General features: G+C 71.6%; 20 protein-coding genes. 14 read left to right on the plus strand and 6 right to left on the minus strand.

The features are described 5' to 3' along the window. Positions 1-14 precede the first annotated feature (14 nt). The gene (gene nudC / locus OG753_RS27500; protein ID WP_405790517.1) at positions 15-971 is read left to right on the plus strand and encodes an NAD(+) diphosphatase; all 957 of its coding nucleotides are present in this window, start codon (positions 15-17) and stop codon (positions 969-971) included. Positions 972-1,068: 97 nt separating this feature from the next. Here nudC and OG753_RS27505 read toward each other — a convergent pair whose 3' ends face one another. Further along, on the minus strand, positions 1,069-1,329 hold the full coding sequence (locus OG753_RS27505; RefSeq protein ID WP_327264330.1) for a mycoredoxin: 261 nt from the start codon (positions 1,327-1,329) through the stop codon (positions 1,069-1,071). 179 nt (positions 1,330-1,508) lie between these two features. Between OG753_RS27505 and OG753_RS27510 the strand changes: the two genes are divergently transcribed. The 5 genes from OG753_RS27510 to OG753_RS27530 all read left to right on the plus strand — a co-directional run bounded on the left by OG753_RS27510 (position 1,509) and on the right by OG753_RS27530 (position 5,365). Continuing rightward, entirely contained in the window at positions 1,509-3,674 is a 2,166-nt protein-coding gene (locus OG753_RS27510; protein WP_327264331.1) for an ATP-dependent DNA helicase UvrD2, read from the plus strand. A gap of 179 nt (positions 3,675-3,853) precedes the next feature. After that, positions 3,854-4,165 (plus strand): hypothetical protein, encoded by a 312-nt coding sequence (locus OG753_RS27515; protein ID WP_327266925.1) that lies wholly within the window; start codon positions 3,854-3,856, stop codon positions 4,163-4,165. Positions 4,166-4,362: 197 nt separating this feature from the next. Next, positions 4,363-4,734, plus strand: coding sequence for a WhiB family transcriptional regulator (locus OG753_RS27520; RefSeq protein ID WP_053167873.1), 372 nt, complete (start codon positions 4,363-4,365; stop codon positions 4,732-4,734). After that, entirely contained in the window at positions 4,731-5,060 is a 330-nt protein-coding gene (locus tag OG753_RS27525; protein WP_327264332.1) for a hypothetical protein, read from the plus strand. Before OG753_RS27520 ends, OG753_RS27525 begins: the two co-directional genes overlap by 4 nt. Before the next feature lie 98 nt (positions 5,061-5,158). Further along, positions 5,159-5,365: a hypothetical protein gene (locus OG753_RS27530; RefSeq protein WP_327264333.1), complete on the plus strand. Its 207-nt coding sequence runs from the start codon at positions 5,159-5,161 to the stop codon at positions 5,363-5,365. A gap of 13 nt (positions 5,366-5,378) precedes the next feature. Here OG753_RS27530 and OG753_RS27535 read toward each other — a convergent pair whose 3' ends face one another. Continuing rightward, positions 5,379-6,707 carry an AarF/ABC1/UbiB kinase family protein gene (locus tag OG753_RS27535; RefSeq protein ID WP_327264334.1) on the minus strand — a complete coding sequence of 443 codons (1,329 nt, stop codon included), beginning with the start codon at positions 6,705-6,707 and terminating at the stop codon, positions 5,379-5,381. 73 nt (positions 6,708-6,780) lie between these two features. After that, positions 6,781-7,914, minus strand: a complete 1,134-nt coding sequence (locus OG753_RS27540) for a ThiF family adenylyltransferase (RefSeq protein ID WP_327264335.1) — start codon at positions 7,912-7,914, stop codon at positions 6,781-6,783. 134 nt (positions 7,915-8,048) lie between these two features. Between OG753_RS27540 and OG753_RS27545 the strand changes: the two genes are divergently transcribed. From OG753_RS27545 to OG753_RS27560, 4 genes are all read left to right on the plus strand, one after another. After that, complete coding sequence (locus OG753_RS27545; RefSeq protein WP_401682516.1) at positions 8,049-8,687, plus strand: M48 family metallopeptidase; 639 nt, start codon at positions 8,049-8,051, stop codon at positions 8,685-8,687. 138 nt (positions 8,688-8,825) lie between these two features. Next, positions 8,826-10,460, plus strand: coding sequence for a TerD family protein (locus OG753_RS27550; protein ID WP_327264337.1), 1,635 nt, complete (start codon positions 8,826-8,828; stop codon positions 10,458-10,460). Positions 10,461-10,471: 11 nt separating this feature from the next. Beyond that, entirely contained in the window at positions 10,472-11,161 is a 690-nt protein-coding gene (locus OG753_RS27555; RefSeq protein ID WP_327264338.1) for an AIM24 family protein, read from the plus strand. A gap of 17 nt (positions 11,162-11,178) precedes the next feature. Beyond that, positions 11,179-11,934, plus strand: a complete 756-nt coding sequence (locus OG753_RS27560; RefSeq protein WP_327264339.1) for an AIM24 family protein — start codon at positions 11,179-11,181, stop codon at positions 11,932-11,934. Between the two features lie 69 nt (positions 11,935-12,003). Here the strand turns inward: OG753_RS27560 and OG753_RS27565 are convergent, their stop codons facing one another. Both OG753_RS27565 and OG753_RS27570 read right to left on the minus strand, forming a co-directional pair. Further along, positions 12,004-12,534: an NUDIX hydrolase gene (locus OG753_RS27565; protein ID WP_327264340.1), complete on the minus strand. Its 531-nt coding sequence runs from the start codon at positions 12,532-12,534 to the stop codon at positions 12,004-12,006. Beyond that, positions 12,531-13,937, minus strand: a complete 1,407-nt coding sequence (locus OG753_RS27570; RefSeq protein WP_327264341.1) for a zinc-dependent metalloprotease — start codon at positions 13,935-13,937, stop codon at positions 12,531-12,533. Before OG753_RS27570 ends, OG753_RS27565 begins: the two co-directional genes overlap by 4 nt. A gap of 192 nt (positions 13,938-14,129) precedes the next feature. On the opposite strand from OG753_RS27570, the gene OG753_RS27575 reads away from it, so the two are divergent. From OG753_RS27575 to OG753_RS27590, 4 genes are all read left to right on the plus strand, one after another. Continuing rightward, complete coding sequence (locus OG753_RS27575; RefSeq protein WP_327264342.1) at positions 14,130-15,296, plus strand: SDR family oxidoreductase; 1,167 nt, start codon at positions 14,130-14,132, stop codon at positions 15,294-15,296. Between the two features lie 158 nt (positions 15,297-15,454). Beyond that, positions 15,455-15,916: a molybdenum cofactor biosynthesis protein MoaE gene (locus OG753_RS27580; RefSeq protein ID WP_327264343.1), complete on the plus strand. Its 462-nt coding sequence runs from the start codon at positions 15,455-15,457 to the stop codon at positions 15,914-15,916. A gap of 145 nt (positions 15,917-16,061) precedes the next feature. Beyond that, positions 16,062-16,277, plus strand: coding sequence for a hypothetical protein (locus tag OG753_RS27585; RefSeq protein WP_327264344.1), 216 nt, complete (start codon positions 16,062-16,064; stop codon positions 16,275-16,277). A 126-nt stretch (positions 16,278-16,403) separates the two neighbouring features. Then, positions 16,404-17,495 carry a PDZ domain-containing protein gene (locus OG753_RS27590; protein ID WP_327264345.1) on the plus strand — a complete coding sequence of 364 codons (1,092 nt, stop codon included), beginning with the start codon at positions 16,404-16,406 and terminating at the stop codon, positions 17,493-17,495. Positions 17,496-17,555: 60 nt separating this feature from the next. On the opposite strand, the gene OG753_RS27595 is transcribed toward OG753_RS27590, so the two are convergent. After that, positions 17,556-18,125, minus strand: coding sequence for a PPA1309 family protein (locus OG753_RS27595; RefSeq protein WP_327264346.1), 570 nt, complete (start codon positions 18,123-18,125; stop codon positions 17,556-17,558). Positions 18,126-18,236: the final 111 nt, after the last annotated feature.

Genomic DNA, 18,236 nt, shown 5'->3' on the forward strand with positions numbered 1-18,236 from the left:
CACCACCGGGGGAGTTGGAAGTACCTGTGAGCACCCATACCGAGCGCCCTCTCACCGAGCGCCCTCTTTCGCTCGCCGCGCCCAGCGGGATCGACCGCGCCGCGCACCACCGCCTCGACGAGGCGTGGCTCGCCGCGGCCTGGAGCCACCCGACGACCCGCGTCTTCGTCGTCTCCGGGGGCCAGGTCCTGATCGACGACACCCCCGACGGCGGTACCGGCATCGTGATGACCCCGGCCTTCGAGGCCCCGGTCACCGAGACCCACCGCTACTTCCTGGGCACCGACGAGGACGGCGTACGGTACTTCGCGCTGCAGAAGGACGCGCTGCCCGGCCGCATGGACCAGTCGGCCCGCCCGGCCGGCCTGCGCGAGGCCGGACTGCTGCTGTCGCCGCGCGACGCCGGACTGATGGTCCACGCGGTGGCGCTGGAGAACTGGCAGCGGATGCACCGCTTCTGCTCGCGCTGCGGCGAGCGCACGGTGGTCGCGGCCGCCGGGCACATCCGCCGCTGCCCGGGCTGCGGCGCCGAGCACTACCCGCGCACCGACCCTGCCGTGATCATGCTGGTCACGGACGATCAGGACCGGGCGCTGCTGGGTCGCCAGGTGCACTGGCCGGAGGGCCGCTTCTCCACCCTCGCCGGGTTCGTGGAGCCGGGCGAGTCGATAGAGCAGTCCGTCATCCGCGAGGTGTGGGAGGAGGCGGGCGTCAAGGTCGGCGAGGTCGAGTACGTGGCCAGCCAGCCGTGGCCCTTCCCGTACAGCCTGATGCTGGGCTTCACGGCCCGCGCCACCACTTCGGAGATCACCGTGGACGGCGAGGAGATCCAGGAGGCCCGCTGGTTCTCCCGCGAGGAGCTGCGCGCGGCGTTCGTGTCGGGCGAGGTGCTGCCCCCGTCGGGCATCTCCATCGCGGCCCGGCTGGTCGAGCTCTGGTACGGCGAGCCGCTGCCGAAGGCGGCCGCGTAACCTTCGTCACGTCCCGCTCCGCGGGACATGCGTCACACACGTGCGTCACACAGCGGAGGGCCCCCGCACCGGCGGGGGCCCTCCGCTGTGTCTCCGGTCAGACGGCGAGAGCCTGCTTGACCTGGGCCAGGCTCGGGTTCGTCATGACGGACTCACTGCCCGCGGCGGACTTCACCAGCACGGTGGGAACCGTCTGGTTGCCGCCATTGGCCTTCTCCACGAACGCGGCGGACTGCGGGTCGAGCTCGATGTTGATCTCGTTGTACGCGATGCCTTCCCGGTCCAGCTGGGTCTTCAGCCGACGGCAGTAGCCGCACCAGGTCGTGCTGTACATCGTGACGGTGCCCGTGTCCTGCATGCTGCGCTCTCCTTCGTGAGGGCTCGGTGGTCCGAGTACTCGAACGTACGCCACCCTGCGGCCATTCCCTTGCGGCGTCCCCCGCGCACCCGGTGTGACCGATACGACTGATACGACGGATACGTGCCGCCTGTGGACAACTTTCCCGCCCGACCCACGGGACCTGGCAGCATGGCGGGGTGACAGCAGCAACGCACTCCTCATCGTTCCCCGCCGCAGCAGACTCGGCCGACGCGGTGCTCCTGGGCCTCGACCCGGAGCAGCGCGAGGTCGCGACGACCCTGCGCGGGCCGGTGTGCGTGCTGGCGGGCGCCGGTACCGGCAAGACCCGCGCGATCACCCACCGCATCGCCTACGGCGTCCGCTCCGGGCAGCTCATGCCGGCCAGCGTGCTGGCGGTCACCTTCACCAACCGCGCCGCGGGCGAGATGCGCGGACGCCTGCGCACCCTGGGCGCGGGCGGGGTCCAGGCCCGCACCTTCCACTCCGCCGCCCTGCGCCAGCTCCAGTACTTCTGGCCCAAGGCGGTCGGCGGGGACGTGCCACGGCTGCTGGAGCGCAAGATCCAGTTCGTCGCCGAGGCCGGCGCGCGCTGCCGCATCCGCCTCGACCGCAACGAGCTGCGCGACGTCACGGGCGAGATCGAGTGGGCGAAGGTCACCCAGACCGTGCCCGCCGACTATCCGGTGGCCGCCCTCAAATCGGGCCGCGAGGCCCCCCGGGACCTGGCCGAGATCGCCCAGATCTACGGGACGTACGAACAGCTCAAGCGCGACCGCGGCATGATCGACTTCGAGGACGTGCTGCTCCTGACGGTCGGCATCCTCCAGGACCGCCACGACATCGCCGAGCAGATCCGCGGCCAGTACCAGCACTTCGTCGTCGACGAGTACCAGGACGTCAGCCCGCTCCAGCAGCGGCTGCTGGACCTGTGGCTCGGCGAGCGCGACAGCCTCTGCGTCGTCGGTGACGCCAGCCAGACCATCTACTCCTTCACCGGTGCCACCCCCGACCACCTGCTCAACTTCCGCACCCGCTACCCGCAGGCCACCGTGGTCAAGCTGGTCCGTGACTACCGCTCCACCCCCCAGGTGGTCCACCTGGCCAACGGGCTCCTGAACCAGGCCAAGGGGCGGGCCGCCGAGCACCGGCTGGAGCTGATCTCGCAGCGCGAGACCGGCCCCGACCCCGTCTACGCGGAGTACGCGGACGAGCCCGCCGAGGCCGAGGGCGTCGCCCACCGGATCCGGGACCTGATCGCCGCGGGCGTGCCGGCCGGCGAGATCGCCGTCCTCTACCGCATCAACGCCCAGTCCGAGGTCTACGAGCAGGCCCTCGCCGACGCCGGTGTGCCCTACCAGCTGCGCGGCGCCGAGCGGTTCTTCGAGCGCCAGGAGGTCCAGAAGGCGATCCTCGCGCTGCGCGGAGCCGCCCGTTCCGGCGGGAACGACCCGCTGCTCGAGGACGTCGTGGAGCTGGGCTCCCAGGTCCGGGCGGTGCTCAGCTCCACCGGCTGGAGCACCGAGCCGCCCGCCGGTTCCGGCGCCGTGCGCGACCAGTGGGAATCGCTGGCCGCGCTGGTCCGGCTCGCCGAGGACTTCGCCCGGACCCGGCAGGGGGCCACCCTGGCGGACCTCACGATCGAGCTGGACGAGCGCAAGGCCGCCCAGCACGCCCCGACCGTCCAGGGCGTCACCCTCGCGTCGCTGCACGCGGCGAAGGGCCTGGAGTGGGACGCCGTGTTCCTCGCCGGCCTCACCGACGGCATGCTGCCGATCACCTATGCGAAGACCGACGAGCAGGTCGAGGAGGAACGGCGGCTGCTCTACGTCGGAGTCACCCGGGCGCGGCTGCACCTGACCCTCTCCTGGGCCCTCTCCCGCGCCCCCGGCGGCCGGGCCTCCAGACGCCCCAGCCGCTTCCTGAACGGCCTGCGGCCGGGCTCCGCGGCCCCGGGCGCCCCGGCGGCCTCCGCGGCCGAGCGAGGGGCCCGCAAGCGCGGCCGCCGCGGGCCGGTGCTGTGCCGGGTCTGCGGCAGGACCCTGACCGAGGCCGGCGAGCTGAAGCTGATGCGCTGTGAGGACTGCCCGTCAGACATGGACGAAGGCCTCTACGAGCGCCTGCGGGACTGGCGCGCGGGCCAGGCGAAGGAGCAAGGCCTGCCCGCGTACTGCGTCTTCACGGACAAGACGCTGATGGCGATCGCGGAGGCCGCGCCCTCCGAGGAGGGGGAGCTGTCGATGATCTCCGGAGTGGGCGGCCGTAAGCTTGACCGGTACGGAGCCGATGTCCTGGCGATCTGCGCAGGTCAGGAGGTTGAGTCCGGGCATCCTGACGACGCGTAGAAACTCGTCGGAAAAATAGTTTGCACATGCCCAGCGAAGACCCATAGGTTCTTAGCAACGGAAACGGTGGCTTCTCCGAAGCCCTGGATCCGTGCTGTACTTATCCGAATACGCATGGGACAGGCCCTCGGGCCGAGTCCCCGAGACGCCGAGAGGAGGCGAGACCAGTGACCAGCTTCATGACCTTCACCAAAATGACCGATCGCTCGGTCGACGCTTCCTGCCTGCTCGGTTCCGTCTCCCTCCTGGGTACCGGTGTGTCCGCGATTTCCGCCGACCGCCCCGCCCTGCTGGCGACCCTTCCGGTCAGTGAGCGCAATGAGCGACCGACCCAGGCACCGGTGGCAGTACTGGCAGCAGAAGCGCAGACGCATGGCGCCTATGGATTCGCTGCCGCAGCCGGTGCCGGATCCCTGAAGAAGCAGACGAAGCAGCAGCACCACCTGATGTGGGCCTTCCGCGGGCTCGAACCCTGGAGTGATCCAGTCTGATCGCATGATCAGACCGGCGCCTTCAGGGCCGCGGAACCCCACCCGGGATCCGCGGCCCTTCTGTTTGTCCCCGACCGGGGGCGACGGAGCGAAGGGGCCTCGGGACTGGCCGAGCCAGTCGGTGTGAGAGCACAGCCCAGCCGAACCCGGCCGACCGGCCGGAACGACTAGCCGAACAAGACGAGGAAGAAACCACCGTGCAACTCGAAGCGCACGCCCCGTCCGTACCGCAGACCCAACTGATCTCCCCGCCCGCAGTCCCGGAGGACCACACCTTGACCCCGCTCACCGCGCTGACCGCGCTCGACGACGCCATCGAGAACCTCGGCGTACCCGTCCCGTGCCGCACCTTCGACCCCGAGGTCTTCTTCGCCGAGTCCCCGGCCGACGTCGAGTACGCCAAGTCCCTCTGCCGCACCTGCCCGCTGGTCGAGGCCTGCCTCGCCGGTGCGACCGAGCGCCGCGAGCCCTGGGGTGTCTGGGGTGGCGAGCTCTTCGTCCAGGGTGTCGTCGTCGCCCGCAAGCGTCCCCGTGGCCGTCCGCGCAAGAACCCGGTTGTCTCGGCATGACCGCCATCGGAACCATCGACCGCCCCCTGACGCACGACCCCTTGAAGCAGGCCCTCATGACCGCCCACATCACGAGCGAGCAGCCCCACGGCGCCGCCCACGCAGACTTCATCACCACCGGCGCGATCACCTCGCGTCAGAACAGGACCCGCGAAATGCAACTCATCCCAGAAGCCCTGGCTCGTGCCCATATGGACGAGCTCATGCGTGAGGTGGACGTCGAGCGTCACGCCGTGCGCCTGGTCGCCGCCCGCCGCATGCAGCGGCGAGCCGAGCGCGTCTCCATGCGCGCCCGGCGTGCGCTGGCCATGGCCGTCATGCAGTAAGAGCTGAAACAGCATCCCCGGGGGGACCGGTCCGCACGGACCGGTCCCCCCGGTGCGTTGCGCGGCGCTGTCCCGCCGTACGGGGATATCGTCTGGAGGTGGACCAGCCGACTCCCCGCCCCGGCCCGTCGGGCTCCGAGGCCCAGCCCGTCGTCTGCGCGGGCTGTGGCGCCAAGGCCCCGGGCGAGACCCCGCCCACCTGGACCTGTTCGGTGGAGAACGGGACCAGACAGTACTTCTGCGTCGACTGCGCGCGCGCCAACCTCCGGGCGATCGAGGGCAGGCTCGATTCGTCCTGGTGGTGACGCGCCCGCGCGGTCACTCCGCGGAGGCGAACCCCGGCAGCCAGGAATCCAGTTCGTCCCGCAGCCGCACCGTCGCGCCCAGCTGGCACAGCACCCCGATGGTGCTCAGCGTCACGCGGTGGATCAGCAGGTACGAGGGCGGCAGGTTGATCTGCCGGCCCAACTGGTGCGCGGGGGAGCGGGGATCGGCGATCCGTGCCGCCTGTCCGCGCAGCCACGGCCGGGTGAAGGTGAACTCATCGGCCTCGGCGGGCTCGATGATCGGCTTCAGGTAGTCCAGCACCGCGTCGGGGTCGAGCTCGATGGACTCCTTCACGAACCCCTCGGCGCACAGGTGCCCGTAGACCCCCTCGGCGTCACCGTCCAGCGTCATCCGCAGCGACCTGCCGATGGGCTTCGGCCAGCCCCCGGGCAGCCGGTCGACAGTGCCGAAGTCCAGGACACCCAGCCGCAGCCGGCCGTCCGCACCCGGTATCAGCCTGAAGTTGCCCGGATGCGGGTCCGCGTGCAGCAGACCGGTGCGCGCAGGACCCGAGAACAGGAACCGGGCCAGCAGCTGTCCGGCACGGTCCCGCTCCTCCTGGGTGCCGTCGGCTATCACCTCCGACAGCGGGGTCCCCTCCATCCACTCCGTCACCAGCACCTGATCGCCCTGGTGCACGACGTCCGGCACGACCACGTCCGGGTCGTCCACGAAGGCGTCCGCATGCGTCCTCTGGGCCTCGGCCTCCAGCTCGTAGTCGAGCTCCTCGGCGACCCGGTCGCGCAACTCCTTGATGAGCGGCTTGATCTCCATGCCCGGGATCAGCGGCCCGAGCAGCCCGGCGAACCGGCCCAGCTGCTTCAGATCCGACAGCAGCGCCTCACCGGCCCCCGGGTACTGGACCTTGACGGCCACCTGCCGGCCGTCGTGCCACACCGCCCGGTGCACCTGCCCGATCGAGGCCGCCGCGGCCGGCTTGTCCTCGAACTCCTCGAACAGGTCCCGCCAGTCGGCGCCGAGACGCTCCGTCAGCACCTGGTGCACCGTCGCCGCGGGCAGCGGCGGGGCCGCCTCCTGAAGCTTGGTCAGCGCCGCCCGGTAGGGCCCCGCGACCTCCTCGGGCAGGGCCGATTCGAAGACCGACAGGGCCTGCCCGAATTTCATCGCACCGCCCTTCAGTTCCCCGAGCGTGCGGAACAACTGCTCGGCGGTGCGCTGCTGGAGCTCGCGCGCCACGATCTCCGCGGACTTGCCCCCGATCCGCTTGCCCAGCCCCCACGTGGCCCGGCCTGCGATGCCGAGCGGCAGCGCGGCCAGCTTGACGGTACGGGTGACCGCCTTCCGGGGAAGATCAGACATACGCCCCTCCATGTCCCAGACAGCTGCGCCGCGAGCGGCGGAATTCAGGAAGGGCTCCGCCGACCCGACAGCCTCAACGCATCCTGTCATGGCGCTCCCGGCCGGTCCCCTCCCCGTCCTCGTCCACGGCTCTTCCCGCCCCACAGGGACAGTCGAGATGCGGACGGACCGGGGTGGATTCCCAGTTGAGGGTGGGCAGAGCGGCCTCCCAGCGGGAGGCGGTGGACGCGGGCAGCCTCCCGTCGAGGAAGGACAGCGCATGGGCCGCGGCGAGCCCGGCCACCGCCGTGGACAGGCCCAGGTCGCAAGCGGCGCTCGCGCGCCGGCGGTGCGCCGAGCGCCACTGCACCAGCATCCTCGGCCAGGCAGGGTCCCGTTCCACGCGGTCGCGCTCCATGCACCCCGCGCAGGCCGTCGCGCCCGGCAGCACCAGAGGACCCACCAGCCCCGTCCCCTCCAACACCCCCGCGTACAGGTGCGGGATGCCCGCGGCGACCCAGTCGGCTGCGGTGTCCGGATCGGGTGCCCAGGCGTGCAGCCCGTCCCGGGGCGCGACCACGACCAGGGCCAGCCCCGGATCCGCCCCCTCGTCGTCACCGGCCCGCGGGCTGCGCCCCGGCGCCGACTCGCGCACCAGCCTGCCCGCGGACTCGGCCCGCAGCCGGCCCACGCTCCCGGTGTCCAGCCCGCCCGGTGCCACGTCCGCCGGCTCCACCCGGCCCCCGTCGAGCACTTCGACCCGGCCCACGCCGGCTCCCGCCAGGACCGCGGCGATCACGGCGCCGACCCGGCCGCTCCCGCGCACCCGGACCCGTATCGACCGGCGGGCCGCGATCGCCCGGAGGTCCCCGCCCGGCTCACGGTGGACCAGGGACAGCGACCCCAGATCGGGCCCCAGCCGCTCCACCGTCTCCGGATGTCCCCTCAGGGCCTGGGCCCGCGGCCCGCCCGCCGTGGCGTCGTCGAGCAGACCGGCTCCCGCCAGCGTCCTGACCACCTCGTCGGCCCGGCCGTCGGGCAGTCCCATCCCCGAGGCCTCCGCCCGCAACAGCTCCATCCCCCGGGTCCCGTCGATCCGGTCGATCAGCGTGCCCGTCGCCGTGTCCACGGGGCCGAGCACCACCGCATGGGCGGGCGTCACCCCGAACTGGACCGTCTGAAGATCCCGCCACGCCCTCGCCAACGCCGGCTTCACCCTTGGATACATGTCCGGTCCCCCTCGATATCCCTTGCGTCCCTTGCGCACACGCGCCGCTCGATTCCCGCTCTTCCGCCACACTGCCCGCCCGTCGGAATCCGTGCAGGAATTTGTCCACAGGTGCGAGGTATTAGGCATATGAGATGAAGGGAAATGGTGTTCCGGAAATCGGCTGCGAATCCCTCGTGTTCGACCCCCGGACGGGCGGGACTTCCGCAGGGGGAACCGGGTACCGTCGTGGCGTGTCCGCCGACCCACCGCAGCGCGCCGTCGAAGTCCGCCGGAGCGCGCGCCGCCGCAGGACCGTATCCGCCTATCGCGAGGGTGACCGTACGGTCGTCCTCATCCCTGCCCGGATGTCCGAGGCGGAGGAGCAGCGCTGGGTGGGCGTCATGCTCGACAAACTGGCCGCCCAGGAGAGCCGGCGCACCTTCGGGGACGCGGAACTCACCGAGCGTGCCGCACAGCTGTCCGAGCAGTACTTCGACGGCCGCGCATGCCCCCGCACCGTCCGCTGGGTGACCAACCAGAACACCCGCTGGGGCTCCTGCACCCCCGCCGAGGGCAGCATCCGGCTCTCGCACCGCCTTCAGGGGATGCCCGAGTACGTCGTCGACTACGTGCTCCTGCACGAGCTGGCCCACCTGCTCGTACCCGGCCACGGACCCCGATTCTGGGCGCTCCTGGAGGCGTACCCGCGTACCGAGCGGGCCCGCGGCTATCTGGAGGGCGTGGTCGCGGCCGAGCGGCTGCCGCAGGTCCCCGCCGCCCGCGAGGAATGACCCGGGACGCGTGATCGCCGCCCGTCACGTCACGCAGAGTGTTTTGTACCGGGTCGGTACCGGCTTGGCCGGATGTCGGCAGTTGCCGTTAGCCTGAGCCGCACGCATTCACAGTCGGGATGGGGGACGGTCGTACGTATGGCCAGGGAATTCCAACGCGGCCACAAGGCCAAGATCAGTGATCTCACGGCGGGCACCGATCTGTATGTAGGCGTACAGATCGCCGGGTCCGGACTCTCCTTCGACATCAGCTGTTTCGGCCTCGACGCCAATGAGCAGCTGTCGGACGACCGTTACTTCGTCTTCTTCAATCAGCCGAAGTCACCGGAAGAGTCCATTCAGCAACTCGGTGCCCAGTCAGGTGACACCGAATCCTTCCGGGTGACGCTGGACCGCATTCCGGCGTCGATCCACAAGCTGTCCTTCACCGCCACCATCGACGGTGCCGGACAGATGTCGCAGATCGGACCGGGCTACATCCGGATCGTGGCCGGCGGCGAAGAGGTCGTCCGGTACGCCTTCACGGGTGCGGAGTTCACCACCGAGCGGGCCGTGATGCTCGGCGACTTCTACCTGAAGGACGTGTGGCGCTTCGCCGCCGTCGGCCAGGGCTTCGACGGCGGGCTCGACGCACTGCTGCGGAACTTCGGCGGCGAGGTCGCCGAGGAGGCGCAGCCGCAGGCCCCCGCCGCCGCCTCGCCCGGGTTCGCAGCGCCGCCGCAGGCGGCCGCCCCGGCCCCGTCCTTCGGCGCCCCGGCCCAGCAGGCCCCGGCCCCCGCGCCCTCCTTCGGCGCGCCCGTGCCCGCACCCGGCGCCGCGCAGCCGCAGTACCAGCAGCCCGTCGCCCCGGCCCCGGTGCACGCCGCGCCCACCATGGCCGCGCCGATCGCCCCGCCGGCCCCGGCGCCGTACGGCCAGCCGCCGCAGCCGCCGCAGCCCTCGTACGGTCAGGTCCCCGGACAGGTCCCGGGCCAGTACCCGGGCCAGGTCCCGCCGCCCGCCCCGGCCCCCTACGGGCAGCAGCCGGGCTACGGCCAGGTCCCCGGCCAGCCGCCCGGTCAGTTCCCGGGCCAGCAGCCCGGGGGTTACGCGCCGCAGGCCGCGGCCCCGGCCGCCGGACTCGCCGCCGCGCTCCAGCCCTACAAGGAAGCCCCCACGGGCAGCCGCTGGACCCCGCAGAACCAGCAGCTCATGCGCGTCGACCTCGCGATGGGCGGCCAGGCCGTCCTCGCCCGCCAGGGCAGCATGGTGCTGTACCAGGGCAAGGTGGACTTCAGCTACAAGGGCGCGGGCTTCGCCGGCCGCATCGTCGGCAACGCCACCGGCCAGGAGATGCAGCTCATGCGCTGCACCGGCCGCGGCCAGGTCTTCCTCGCCGAGGACGGCGCCCACCTGCACGCCGTCGAGCTGCAGGGCGACGGAATCTGCGTCTCCGCCGAAGCCGTGCTCGCCTTCGACGAGTCGCTCCAGCACGAGATCCGCCGTATCGAGGGTCACGGCATCCCGGGCGGCGCCCTGTTCACCATGCAGTTCCAGGGCACCGGCACGGTGATCATCAAGACGCACGGCGTCCCGGTGGTCCTGCCCGTCACCCCGACCACCTTCGCGGACAGCAACGCCATCGTCGCGTGGTCCTCGGCCGCGCAGGTGATCCTGTCCAGCCAGGTCCGGCTGCGGCGCAACGCCTATCCCGGCCACAGCGGGGAGACCGTGAACCTCCAGTTCCGCGGCGCGCCCGGAAACTTCATCGTCGTCCAGCCGTACGAGGTCTGAGGGAGCCCGATATGAACGCAACGAACCAGCAACTCGCGGGCTACGCCCCGACCCCTGTCACGGCCCGCATGGAGAACCACGGCCGGTCCATGCTCAAGGTCGCCATGCAGAGCGGCCAGGACCTCTTCGCCCGCACCGGCTCGATGGTCGCCTACGAGGGCTTCGTCCAGTACGAGCCCAACCCGCCGGCCGTCCGCCAGATGGCCTCGCAGTGGGCCACCGGCGAAGGCGCGCCGCTGATGAAGTGCACCGGTGACGGCCTGCTCTACCTCGCCGACTACGGCGCGGACGTCGTCGTCATCAACCTCAACAACGACTCGCTCTCGGTCAACGGCACCAACCTGCTCGCCTTCGACGCCCACCTCCAGTGGGGCGTCGAGCGGGTCAAGGGTCTCGCCAAGTTCGCCGGCCAAGGCCTGTTCAACGTCGAGGTCGCGGGCACCGGGTGGGTCGCCCTGACCTCCCGCGGCACCCCGATCGTGGTCGACTGCGGCCGCGGTGAGGACGAGACGTACGTCGACCCCGACGCGCTCGTCGCCTGGTCCCCGAACCTCAAGGTCAAGGGCAAGCGCAGCTTCAAGGCCTCGTCGATGATCGGCCGGGGCAGCGGGGAGGCCTACCAGATGGCCTTCTCAGGCCAGGGCATCGTCGTCGTACAGCCCAGCGAGGACAGCACCGACCGGCTCCGGGTCCGGGGCTGAGGGGGAGCGGACACATCATGCAGAGCGCACTTTTCGCCCACGCCGAAGCCCAGTCGCAGGAGCGGTACGCCATCCAGAACCCGCAGTTGCTGCGGGTCTCGCTGACCGGCTCCGACGACGTACTCGCCCGCAAGGGCGCGATGGTCGCCTACCAGGGACTCATCGACTTCGACGGCGAGTACCAGACCACCAGCCAGCGCAACGCCCGCCGCCGCACCGGCGAGGGCCTGGACCTCATGCGCTGTTCCGGGCAGGGCACGGTCTACCTGGCCAACCTCGCCCAGTACGTGCACGTCGTGGACGTGGACCAGGAAGGCCTCACGGTCGACAGCAGCTACGTGCTGGCCCTGGACTCCACCCTGCACACCGAGGTCATCGCGGTGGACAGCCAGTACGGGATCTCCGGGTCCGGCAAGTACCAGCTCAACATCACCGGCCGCGGCAAGGTCGCGCTGATGACCTCCGGGCAGCCGCTGATGATGCACGTCACGCCCGACAAGTACGTCAACGTGGACGCGGACGCGATCGTCGCCTGGTCCACCTCGCTGCGGGTGCAGATGCAGGCCCAGACGCACTCCAGCGGAGTGTGGCGGCGGCGCGGCAACACCGGCGAGGGCTGGGAGCTGAGCTTCCTCGGCACCGGCTTCGCGCTGGTGCAGCCCAGTGAGGTGCTGCCACCGCAGAACGCCCAGCTCGGCCAGGGCGTCGCCGCGCAGTTCGGCATGGGCCAGCAGGGCTCCCACGGACAGAACCAGAACAACGCCTGGAACTGACCGGCCCGAATGCGGCGAAGGGGCGGTCCCGTCCGGGGCCGCCCCTTCGCCGTGTCCGCGTCCGCGCGCTCAGCCCCCGAGACGGGCCAGGGTCGCCTCCAGCAGCCGCACGACGGAGTCGTCGGCCACCGCCGCCACCTCCTCGTACGGGAACCAGCGCAGGTCCAGCGACTCCTCGCTGATCTCCGCCTCGGCGCCGGCCGGGGCCAGCGCCGCGTACTGCACGTCCAGGTGCCAGTTGCAAGGCGCCGGGATCGGATGCCGGTCCAGGCGCACCGGGCCGCCGTCGAGCAGGGTCAGTCCCGAGGCGATGCCCGACTCCTCGCGGGCCTCGCGCAGCGCCACCTCGGCGAGGGTCGCGTCACCGGGCTCGCAGTGGCCGCCCATCTGGAGCCACATGCCGAGCTTCTTGTGAAGGGTCAGCAGGACGCGCCGCCGCACCGGGTCGATCACCAGCGCGCTGCCCGTGACGTGCCCGGCCCCGCACGGCTTGTAGACCCCGTCCGGATGGGCCGCCAGGTGTTCCAGGTACAGATCGCGCAGCTCCGGCTGGTCCTCGTACGCCTTCAGTACGAGAACCGCGTCTTCGTGCAGGCTCACTTCTTCTCGTCGCCGTCCTGTTCGCGCTTCTCGGCGGCCTCGCCGAGCATCTTGTCGATCTCGGAGAAGTCCAGCTGCTCGCGGTGCACGAAGCCGTCCGGGTCGTCCAGGTCGGAGGCCGTCGGAAGCATGTCCGGGTGCTCCCACAGACCGTCGCGGCCGTCCACCCCACGGGCGTCCGTGAGCGAGGCCCACAGGCGCGAGGCGTCCCGCAGCCGGCGCGGGCGCAGCTCCAGGCCGATCAGCGTCGCGAAGGTCTGCTCGGCCGGGCCGCCCGAGGCGCGCCGCCGCCGCATGGTCTCGCGCATCGCGTCCGCCGAGGTCAGCCGGGGCTTGGCCGCCTCGTGCACCACCGCGTCGACCCAGCCCTCGACCAGCGCGAGCGCCGTCTCCAGGCGGGCCAGTGCTGCCTTCTGCTCCGGGGTGTCCTGCGGCTGGAACATGCCGCCCTGGAGCGCTTCCTGCAGCTGCTCCGGGTTGGACGGGTCCAGCTGGCCGACCACGTCCTCCAGCTTCGAGGTGTCGACCTTGATGCCGCGGGCGTAGCCCTCGACCGCGCCGAACAGGTGCGAGCGCAGCCACGGCACGTGGGCGAACAGCCGGGCGTGGGCGGCCTCGCGCAGGGCCAGGTAGAGCCGCACCTCGTCCGAGGGCACGCCCAGGTCCTTGCCGAAGCCCTCGATGTTCAGCGGCAGCAGCGCGGCCTTCCCGGCCGGGCCCAGCGGCAGACCGATGTCCGTCGAGCCGACGACCTCGCCCGCGAGGGTGCCGACGGCCTGGCCGATCTGCTGGCCGAACATGGCGCCGCCCATCGAGCGCATCATGCCGAGCAGCGGGCCCGCCATGGCCTGCATCTCCTCGGGCAGCACGCCGCCCATCGCCGCGCCGACGCGCTCCGCGACCGGGTCCACGAGCTCCTTCCACACCGGGAGGGTCGCCTCGACCCACTCGGCGCGGCTCCAGGCCACGGCCGTGGTCGCGCCCGAGGGCAGCGAGGTGACACCGTCCAGCCAGTGGTCGGCGAGGCGCACGGCCTCCTCGACGGCGGACTTCTCGGCGACGCCGACGCTCGTGTCCTTCACGCCGTCCGAGGTGCCCTGGGCGACGGTCTGGCGGGCGATGTCCTTGGCCATGTCCCAGTTCACGGGACCGCCCTCGTAGCTCAGCATCTGGCCGAGCTGCTGGAAGGCGGCGCCGAGGTCGTTCGGGTTCATCGAACCGAACATCGCGGCGAACGGGTTGTCCGCTCCGGGAGCGCCCGCGCCGCCCGGCAGACCCATGCCGGGGAACCCGAAGGGATTCGCCGGGCCGCCCTGACCGCCCTGGTTGCCCTTCTTATTGCCATCGTCGCCGTTCTCCGGCTCCTCCGGCGGAAGGCCGAATCCGAATGGGGTGTCGCTCACGGGTTTCCTCGGCTCGTAGGGCCGCCGGCGGGAGCCGACGGGCAATGGTCCGACAACACCACCCAGCGTAGACACCGCAGCCGCATCCGGGCTCGGTGCTCCGCCGACTCCTGGGCTGCGGCAGGATGGACATCACCTGGTGGGTACGCGTCACGGCGCGTCCCTACTGAAGACAACCGCTGGAGACGCCCGGTGAGTTCCCCAGATCCGCAGTTTCGCGCGATGCCCGACGACGAAAACAGCTCCGACCACGGTGACGGCGCCCCCGGCGTTCGCCAGCCGCGAAACCCGTCGGACATCCGCCGGCGCAGCCCCGTGATCGCCGTGACCGGCGCCGCGTCGGGCGTCGGCGCCGCGCTGGTGAGCCGCCTGGCCGCCTCCGACGAGGTCAAGCAGGTCGTCGCCATCGACGAGCGGCGGGGGGACTGCGCCGCCGCGCAGTGGCACATCCTCGACGTGCGGGACCCCGCGATCGCCGAGAAGCTGCGCGGCGCCGACGTCGTGGTGCACCTCGCCCTCGACCTCGACCTGGAGACGGACCCGGCCGCCCGTACGGCGTACAACGTGCGCGGGACCCAGACCGTCCTGACGGCCGCCGCCGCGGCCGGCGTGCACCGGGTCGTGCTCTGCACCTCGGCGATGGTCTACGGGGCCCTGCCCGACAACGACATCCCGCTGTCCGAGGACTCCGAGCTGCGGGCCACCGCCGAGGCGACCGGTGTCGGCGACCTCCTGGAGATCGAGCGCCTCGGCCGGCGCGCCCCCCGCGCGCACCCCGGACTGAACGTCACCGTGATCCGCCCGGCCGTCCTGGTCGGCGGCACCGACACCGCCCTGACCCGGTACTTCGAGTCCCCGCGGCTGCTCGTGGTGGCGGGATCCCGCCCCACCTGGCAGTTCTGCCACGTGGACGACCTGGTCAGCGCCCTGGAGTACGCGGCCCTGGAGAAGGTCGAGGGCGAGCTGGCCGTGGGCTGCGAGGGGTGGCTGGAGCAGGAGGAGGTCGAGGAGCTGAGCGGCATCCGCCGCATGGAGCTCCCCTCGGCGGTCGCCCTGGGTGCGGCGGCCCGGCTGCACCGGATCGGCCTGACCCCGTCCCCGGCCGGGGACCTCGCCTACACGATGCACCCGTGGGTGGTCAGCGTCAGCGGGCTGCACGCGGCGGGCTGGCGGCCGCGCTGGACCAACGAGGAGGTGCTCGCCGAGCTCCTCCGGGAGGTCTCGGGCCGGCACACGGTCGCGGGCCGCCGGCTGGGCCGCAGGGACGCCGCCACGGCCGCCGGTGCGGCCGGCGCCACGGTCGCCCTGCTGGGCGCGGCCGCGGCCGTCCGCCTGGCGCGCAAGCGGCGCGGGATCTGAGCGGACCCGCGGCGCCCGCCGGCCGGGCGGACGCGGCTCCGGCCGGGGCGGACCGCGGGCCCGTGCGGGCCCGCCCTGTAGGAGGCTCCCAAGGCCGCGGGCCCGCACCGGGCGAATCTGCTATTTCGCCGGGTCAGCGGCTAGGGCACGATGAAGACATGGCACCGCACTTCGACCACCCCGGTGAGCAGGCCGCTTCGGACCCGATCCGGCTGCTCCAGATCCGCAGGACCCCGCTCTCGATCGACGAGGTCTTCCAGGCCGTCGGCGACGACGCTTCGGGCGGTACGACGCTCTTCGTCGGCACGGTGCGCAACCACGACAGCGGCGCGGACGTCGACTCGCTCGGCTACTCCTGCCACCCGACCGCCGAGGCCGAGATGCGCCGTGTGGCCGAGCGCGTCGTGGCCAAGTTCCCGGTCCGCGCCCTCGCGGCCGTGCACCGCGTCGGTGACCTGGCCGTCGGTGACCTGGCCGTCGTCGTCGCCGTGTCCTGCCCGCACCGCGGCGAGGCCTTCGAGGCCGCCCGGATGCTGATCGACGACCTCAAGCACGAGGTCCCGATCTGGAAGCACCAGACCTTCAGCGACGGCACCGAGGAGTGGGTCGGAGCCTGCTGAACCCCCGGTCGCGGAGAGCCACCCGGAAGGCGGTAGCCTCGCACCCGTTCGGCCGCGCAACACGCCCTCGATTTGCGTAACCCCCCCACGGGCACGAGCGTTGAAGCCACCAACGAAACGTACTTCGGGGTAGGGAGGCAGGCCCATGGCATCTTTGGCGTGGTTGCTGATTCCGCTGTTCGCCGCGATCGGAGCGGCGATATGGGGCAGCTGGGCGGCACGCGACCGCACGCAGGGCGACATATCCGAGCTCGCGGGTTACGCGCGCTTCCGTGAAGCCATGGCCAATGCCGATCAGGTGAGGGTGAAGGCGGACGCCCATTCCGCGCACACCCCCCACTCCGCCTCCGACGCCGTCTGACGCTCCGCATCCGTCCCGTTCCGGTGCGCCGCCGTCGCTGAGAATCCGCTGAGAGTTTCGCGTACGGACCCCGTACGGACCGGCCCCGAGGGCCACCCGCCAGGGCCGTCCCGTACTGTCGGATCCATGCCACGCCGCACCGCGACGATGCTCGCTTCCACCCTGGTGCTGTTCGCGCTGCTCTGCGCAGGGGTGTTCATCAAGGTCCCGTACTCCGAGATGAGCCCCGGCCCCACCGTGAACACGCTCGGTGACTCGCACGGCGCGCCCGTCCTCAACATCTCGGGACGCAAGACGTACCCGACCAGCGGCCACCTCAACATGACGACCGTCCGCGTCACCGGCGCCGACTACGACATGAGCCTGGTGGAAGCGGTGTACGGGTGGCTGGCCGGCGACAACATCGTCGTCCCGCACGAGAACCTCTACCCGAACGGCAAGACGGAAGCGGAATCCACCCAGGAGAACGCCGAGGAGTTCAGCCAGTCGCAGCAGAGCGCCAAGGTGGCCGCCCTGAAGCAGCTCGGCATCCCGGTCACCGCCCGGGTGATCGTCTCCACCGTCGTCAAGGACAGCCCCGCCGAGGGCCGGCTGCACGCCGGCGACGTGATCAAGGCGGTGGACGGCACCGCCGTCACCGCCCCCGAGGACGTGGCCAAGCTCGTCACCAAGCACAAGCCGGGCGAGCCGGTGGAATTCACCATCGTGCCCGCCAAGGAGGCCGCCGAGGCGGCGAAGGCGAACCACGAGGCCACGGGCTCCTCGAAGGTGACGATCAACGCCGGCAAGGCGGAGGGCGACGGTCACGCCATCGTCGGCATCCGGGCCGGCACCGACCACACCTTCCCGTTCACGATCGACATCAAGCTCGCCGACGTCGGCGGCCCGAGCGCCGGTCTGATGTTCGCCCTCGGCATCGTCGACAAGCTCACCCCGGAGGACCTGACCGGCGGGAAGTTCGTCGCGGGAACCGGCACCATCGACGACGCGGGCAAGGTCGGCCCCATCGGCGGCATCCAGATGAAGACCATCGGGGCCCGTCAGGCCGGCGCACGGTACTTCCTGACGCCCGCCGAGAACTGCGCCTCCGCGGCCTCGAACGTGCCCGACGGGCTGACGCTGGTGAAGGTCGCCACCATCGACGACGCCACCAAGGCGCTGCAGAAGATCAGCAAGGGGGACACGGCCGGGCTGCCGCAGTGCAGCACCCGGCCCTGACCGCTCCGTCCCCCCGGCGGGCAGGGCCCGCGTCCGGGCGGGACCCGCGTCCGGCCGGACCTAGGAGAAGGTCGCCGCCAGGGCCTCCGCCAGGCCGGGCACCAGGCCCGCACCGGTGAGGACCTCCGTCGAGGAGTCCTTCTCGCGCAGCCGTACGGCCGACTCGCGCGAGCCGTCGCGCAGCACGGCCACCGTGAGGCGGACCTCCTGACGCTCCGGGTGCGCGGCGACCCACTTGGACAGCTGCTTGTCGTTCAGACCCTCCGGCACGGAGGCCTCCGCGGACGGCGGCAGCATCAAACGCTCCACCGTCAGCGCGCAGCCGACGACGGCGTCGGGCCAGGCGATGGTGCCCAGGAACTTGTCGAGCGGGGTCCCCTTGGGGACCTCGTCCTGCTCGATCGGGGTGAGGGAGGACTTTCCGGCGTCGTCCTGGTCGAGACCGAGCTGGCCCGCGAGGCGAGGCTCCTGCTTCTTGAGCCGGGCGGTGTCGACGAGCGCGAAGAGCCGCGCGGGCTTGTCCCAGCCGAGGCCGGCCGCGTACTCGTCGATCTCGAGGCAGGCACGGGTCAGCGGACTGGCCGCCATGGGGGTGCCGGGGGAAGGTGAGAGGTTGGACATGGGCAACATCCTGCCTCCTTTCCATCGATTACCGGGAACTGACCGAAGCCTCAGTAAGTTGCATGAGTGGGCTCTACGATCGGGGGCCCGTTCATTACCAGACTCAGCGACTTTCGAGGT

Origin of the sequence: Streptomyces sp. NBC_00029, from assembly GCF_045160505.1 — a bacterium.
GTDB lineage: Bacteria > Actinomycetota > Actinomycetes > Streptomycetales > Streptomycetaceae > Streptomyces.

What these genes read in the sequence shown, in the direction of transcription:
- OG753_RS27535 (WP_327264334.1), bottom strand. Translation starts at nt 6,707, where the DNA reads ATGTCTGATCTTCCCCGGAAGGCGGTCACCCGTACCGTCAAGCTGGCC.
- OG753_RS27540 (WP_327264335.1), bottom strand. Translation starts at nt 7,914, where the DNA reads ATGTATCCAAGGGTGAAGCCGGCGTTGGCGAGGGCGTGGCGGGATCTT.
- OG753_RS27560 (WP_327264339.1), top strand. Translation starts at nt 11,179, where the DNA reads ATGCAGAGCGCACTTTTCGCCCACGCCGAAGCCCAGTCGCAGGAGCGG.
- OG753_RS27580 (WP_327264343.1), top strand. Translation starts at nt 15,455, where the DNA reads ATGGCACCGCACTTCGACCACCCCGGTGAGCAGGCCGCTTCGGACCCG.
- OG753_RS27515 (WP_327266925.1), top strand. Translation starts at nt 3,854, where the DNA reads ATGACCTTCACCAAAATGACCGATCGCTCGGTCGACGCTTCCTGCCTG.
- OG753_RS27550 (WP_327264337.1), top strand. Translation starts at nt 8,826, where the DNA reads ATGGCCAGGGAATTCCAACGCGGCCACAAGGCCAAGATCAGTGATCTC.
- OG753_RS27525 (WP_327264332.1), top strand. Translation starts at nt 4,731, where the DNA reads ATGACCGCCATCGGAACCATCGACCGCCCCCTGACGCACGACCCCTTG.
- OG753_RS27590 (WP_327264345.1), top strand. Translation starts at nt 16,404, where the DNA reads ATGCCACGCCGCACCGCGACGATGCTCGCTTCCACCCTGGTGCTGTTC.
- OG753_RS27555 (WP_327264338.1), top strand. Translation starts at nt 10,472, where the DNA reads ATGAACGCAACGAACCAGCAACTCGCGGGCTACGCCCCGACCCCTGTC.
- OG753_RS27545 (WP_401682516.1), top strand. Translation starts at nt 8,049, where the DNA reads ATGAAGGGAAATGGTGTTCCGGAAATCGGCTGCGAATCCCTCGTGTTC.
- OG753_RS27585 (WP_327264344.1), top strand. Translation starts at nt 16,062, where the DNA reads ATGGCATCTTTGGCGTGGTTGCTGATTCCGCTGTTCGCCGCGATCGGA.
- OG753_RS27595 (WP_327264346.1), bottom strand. Translation starts at nt 18,125, where the DNA reads ATGTTGCCCATGTCCAACCTCTCACCTTCCCCCGGCACCCCCATGGCG.
- OG753_RS27505 (WP_327264330.1), bottom strand. Translation starts at nt 1,329, where the DNA reads ATGCAGGACACGGGCACCGTCACGATGTACAGCACGACCTGGTGCGGC.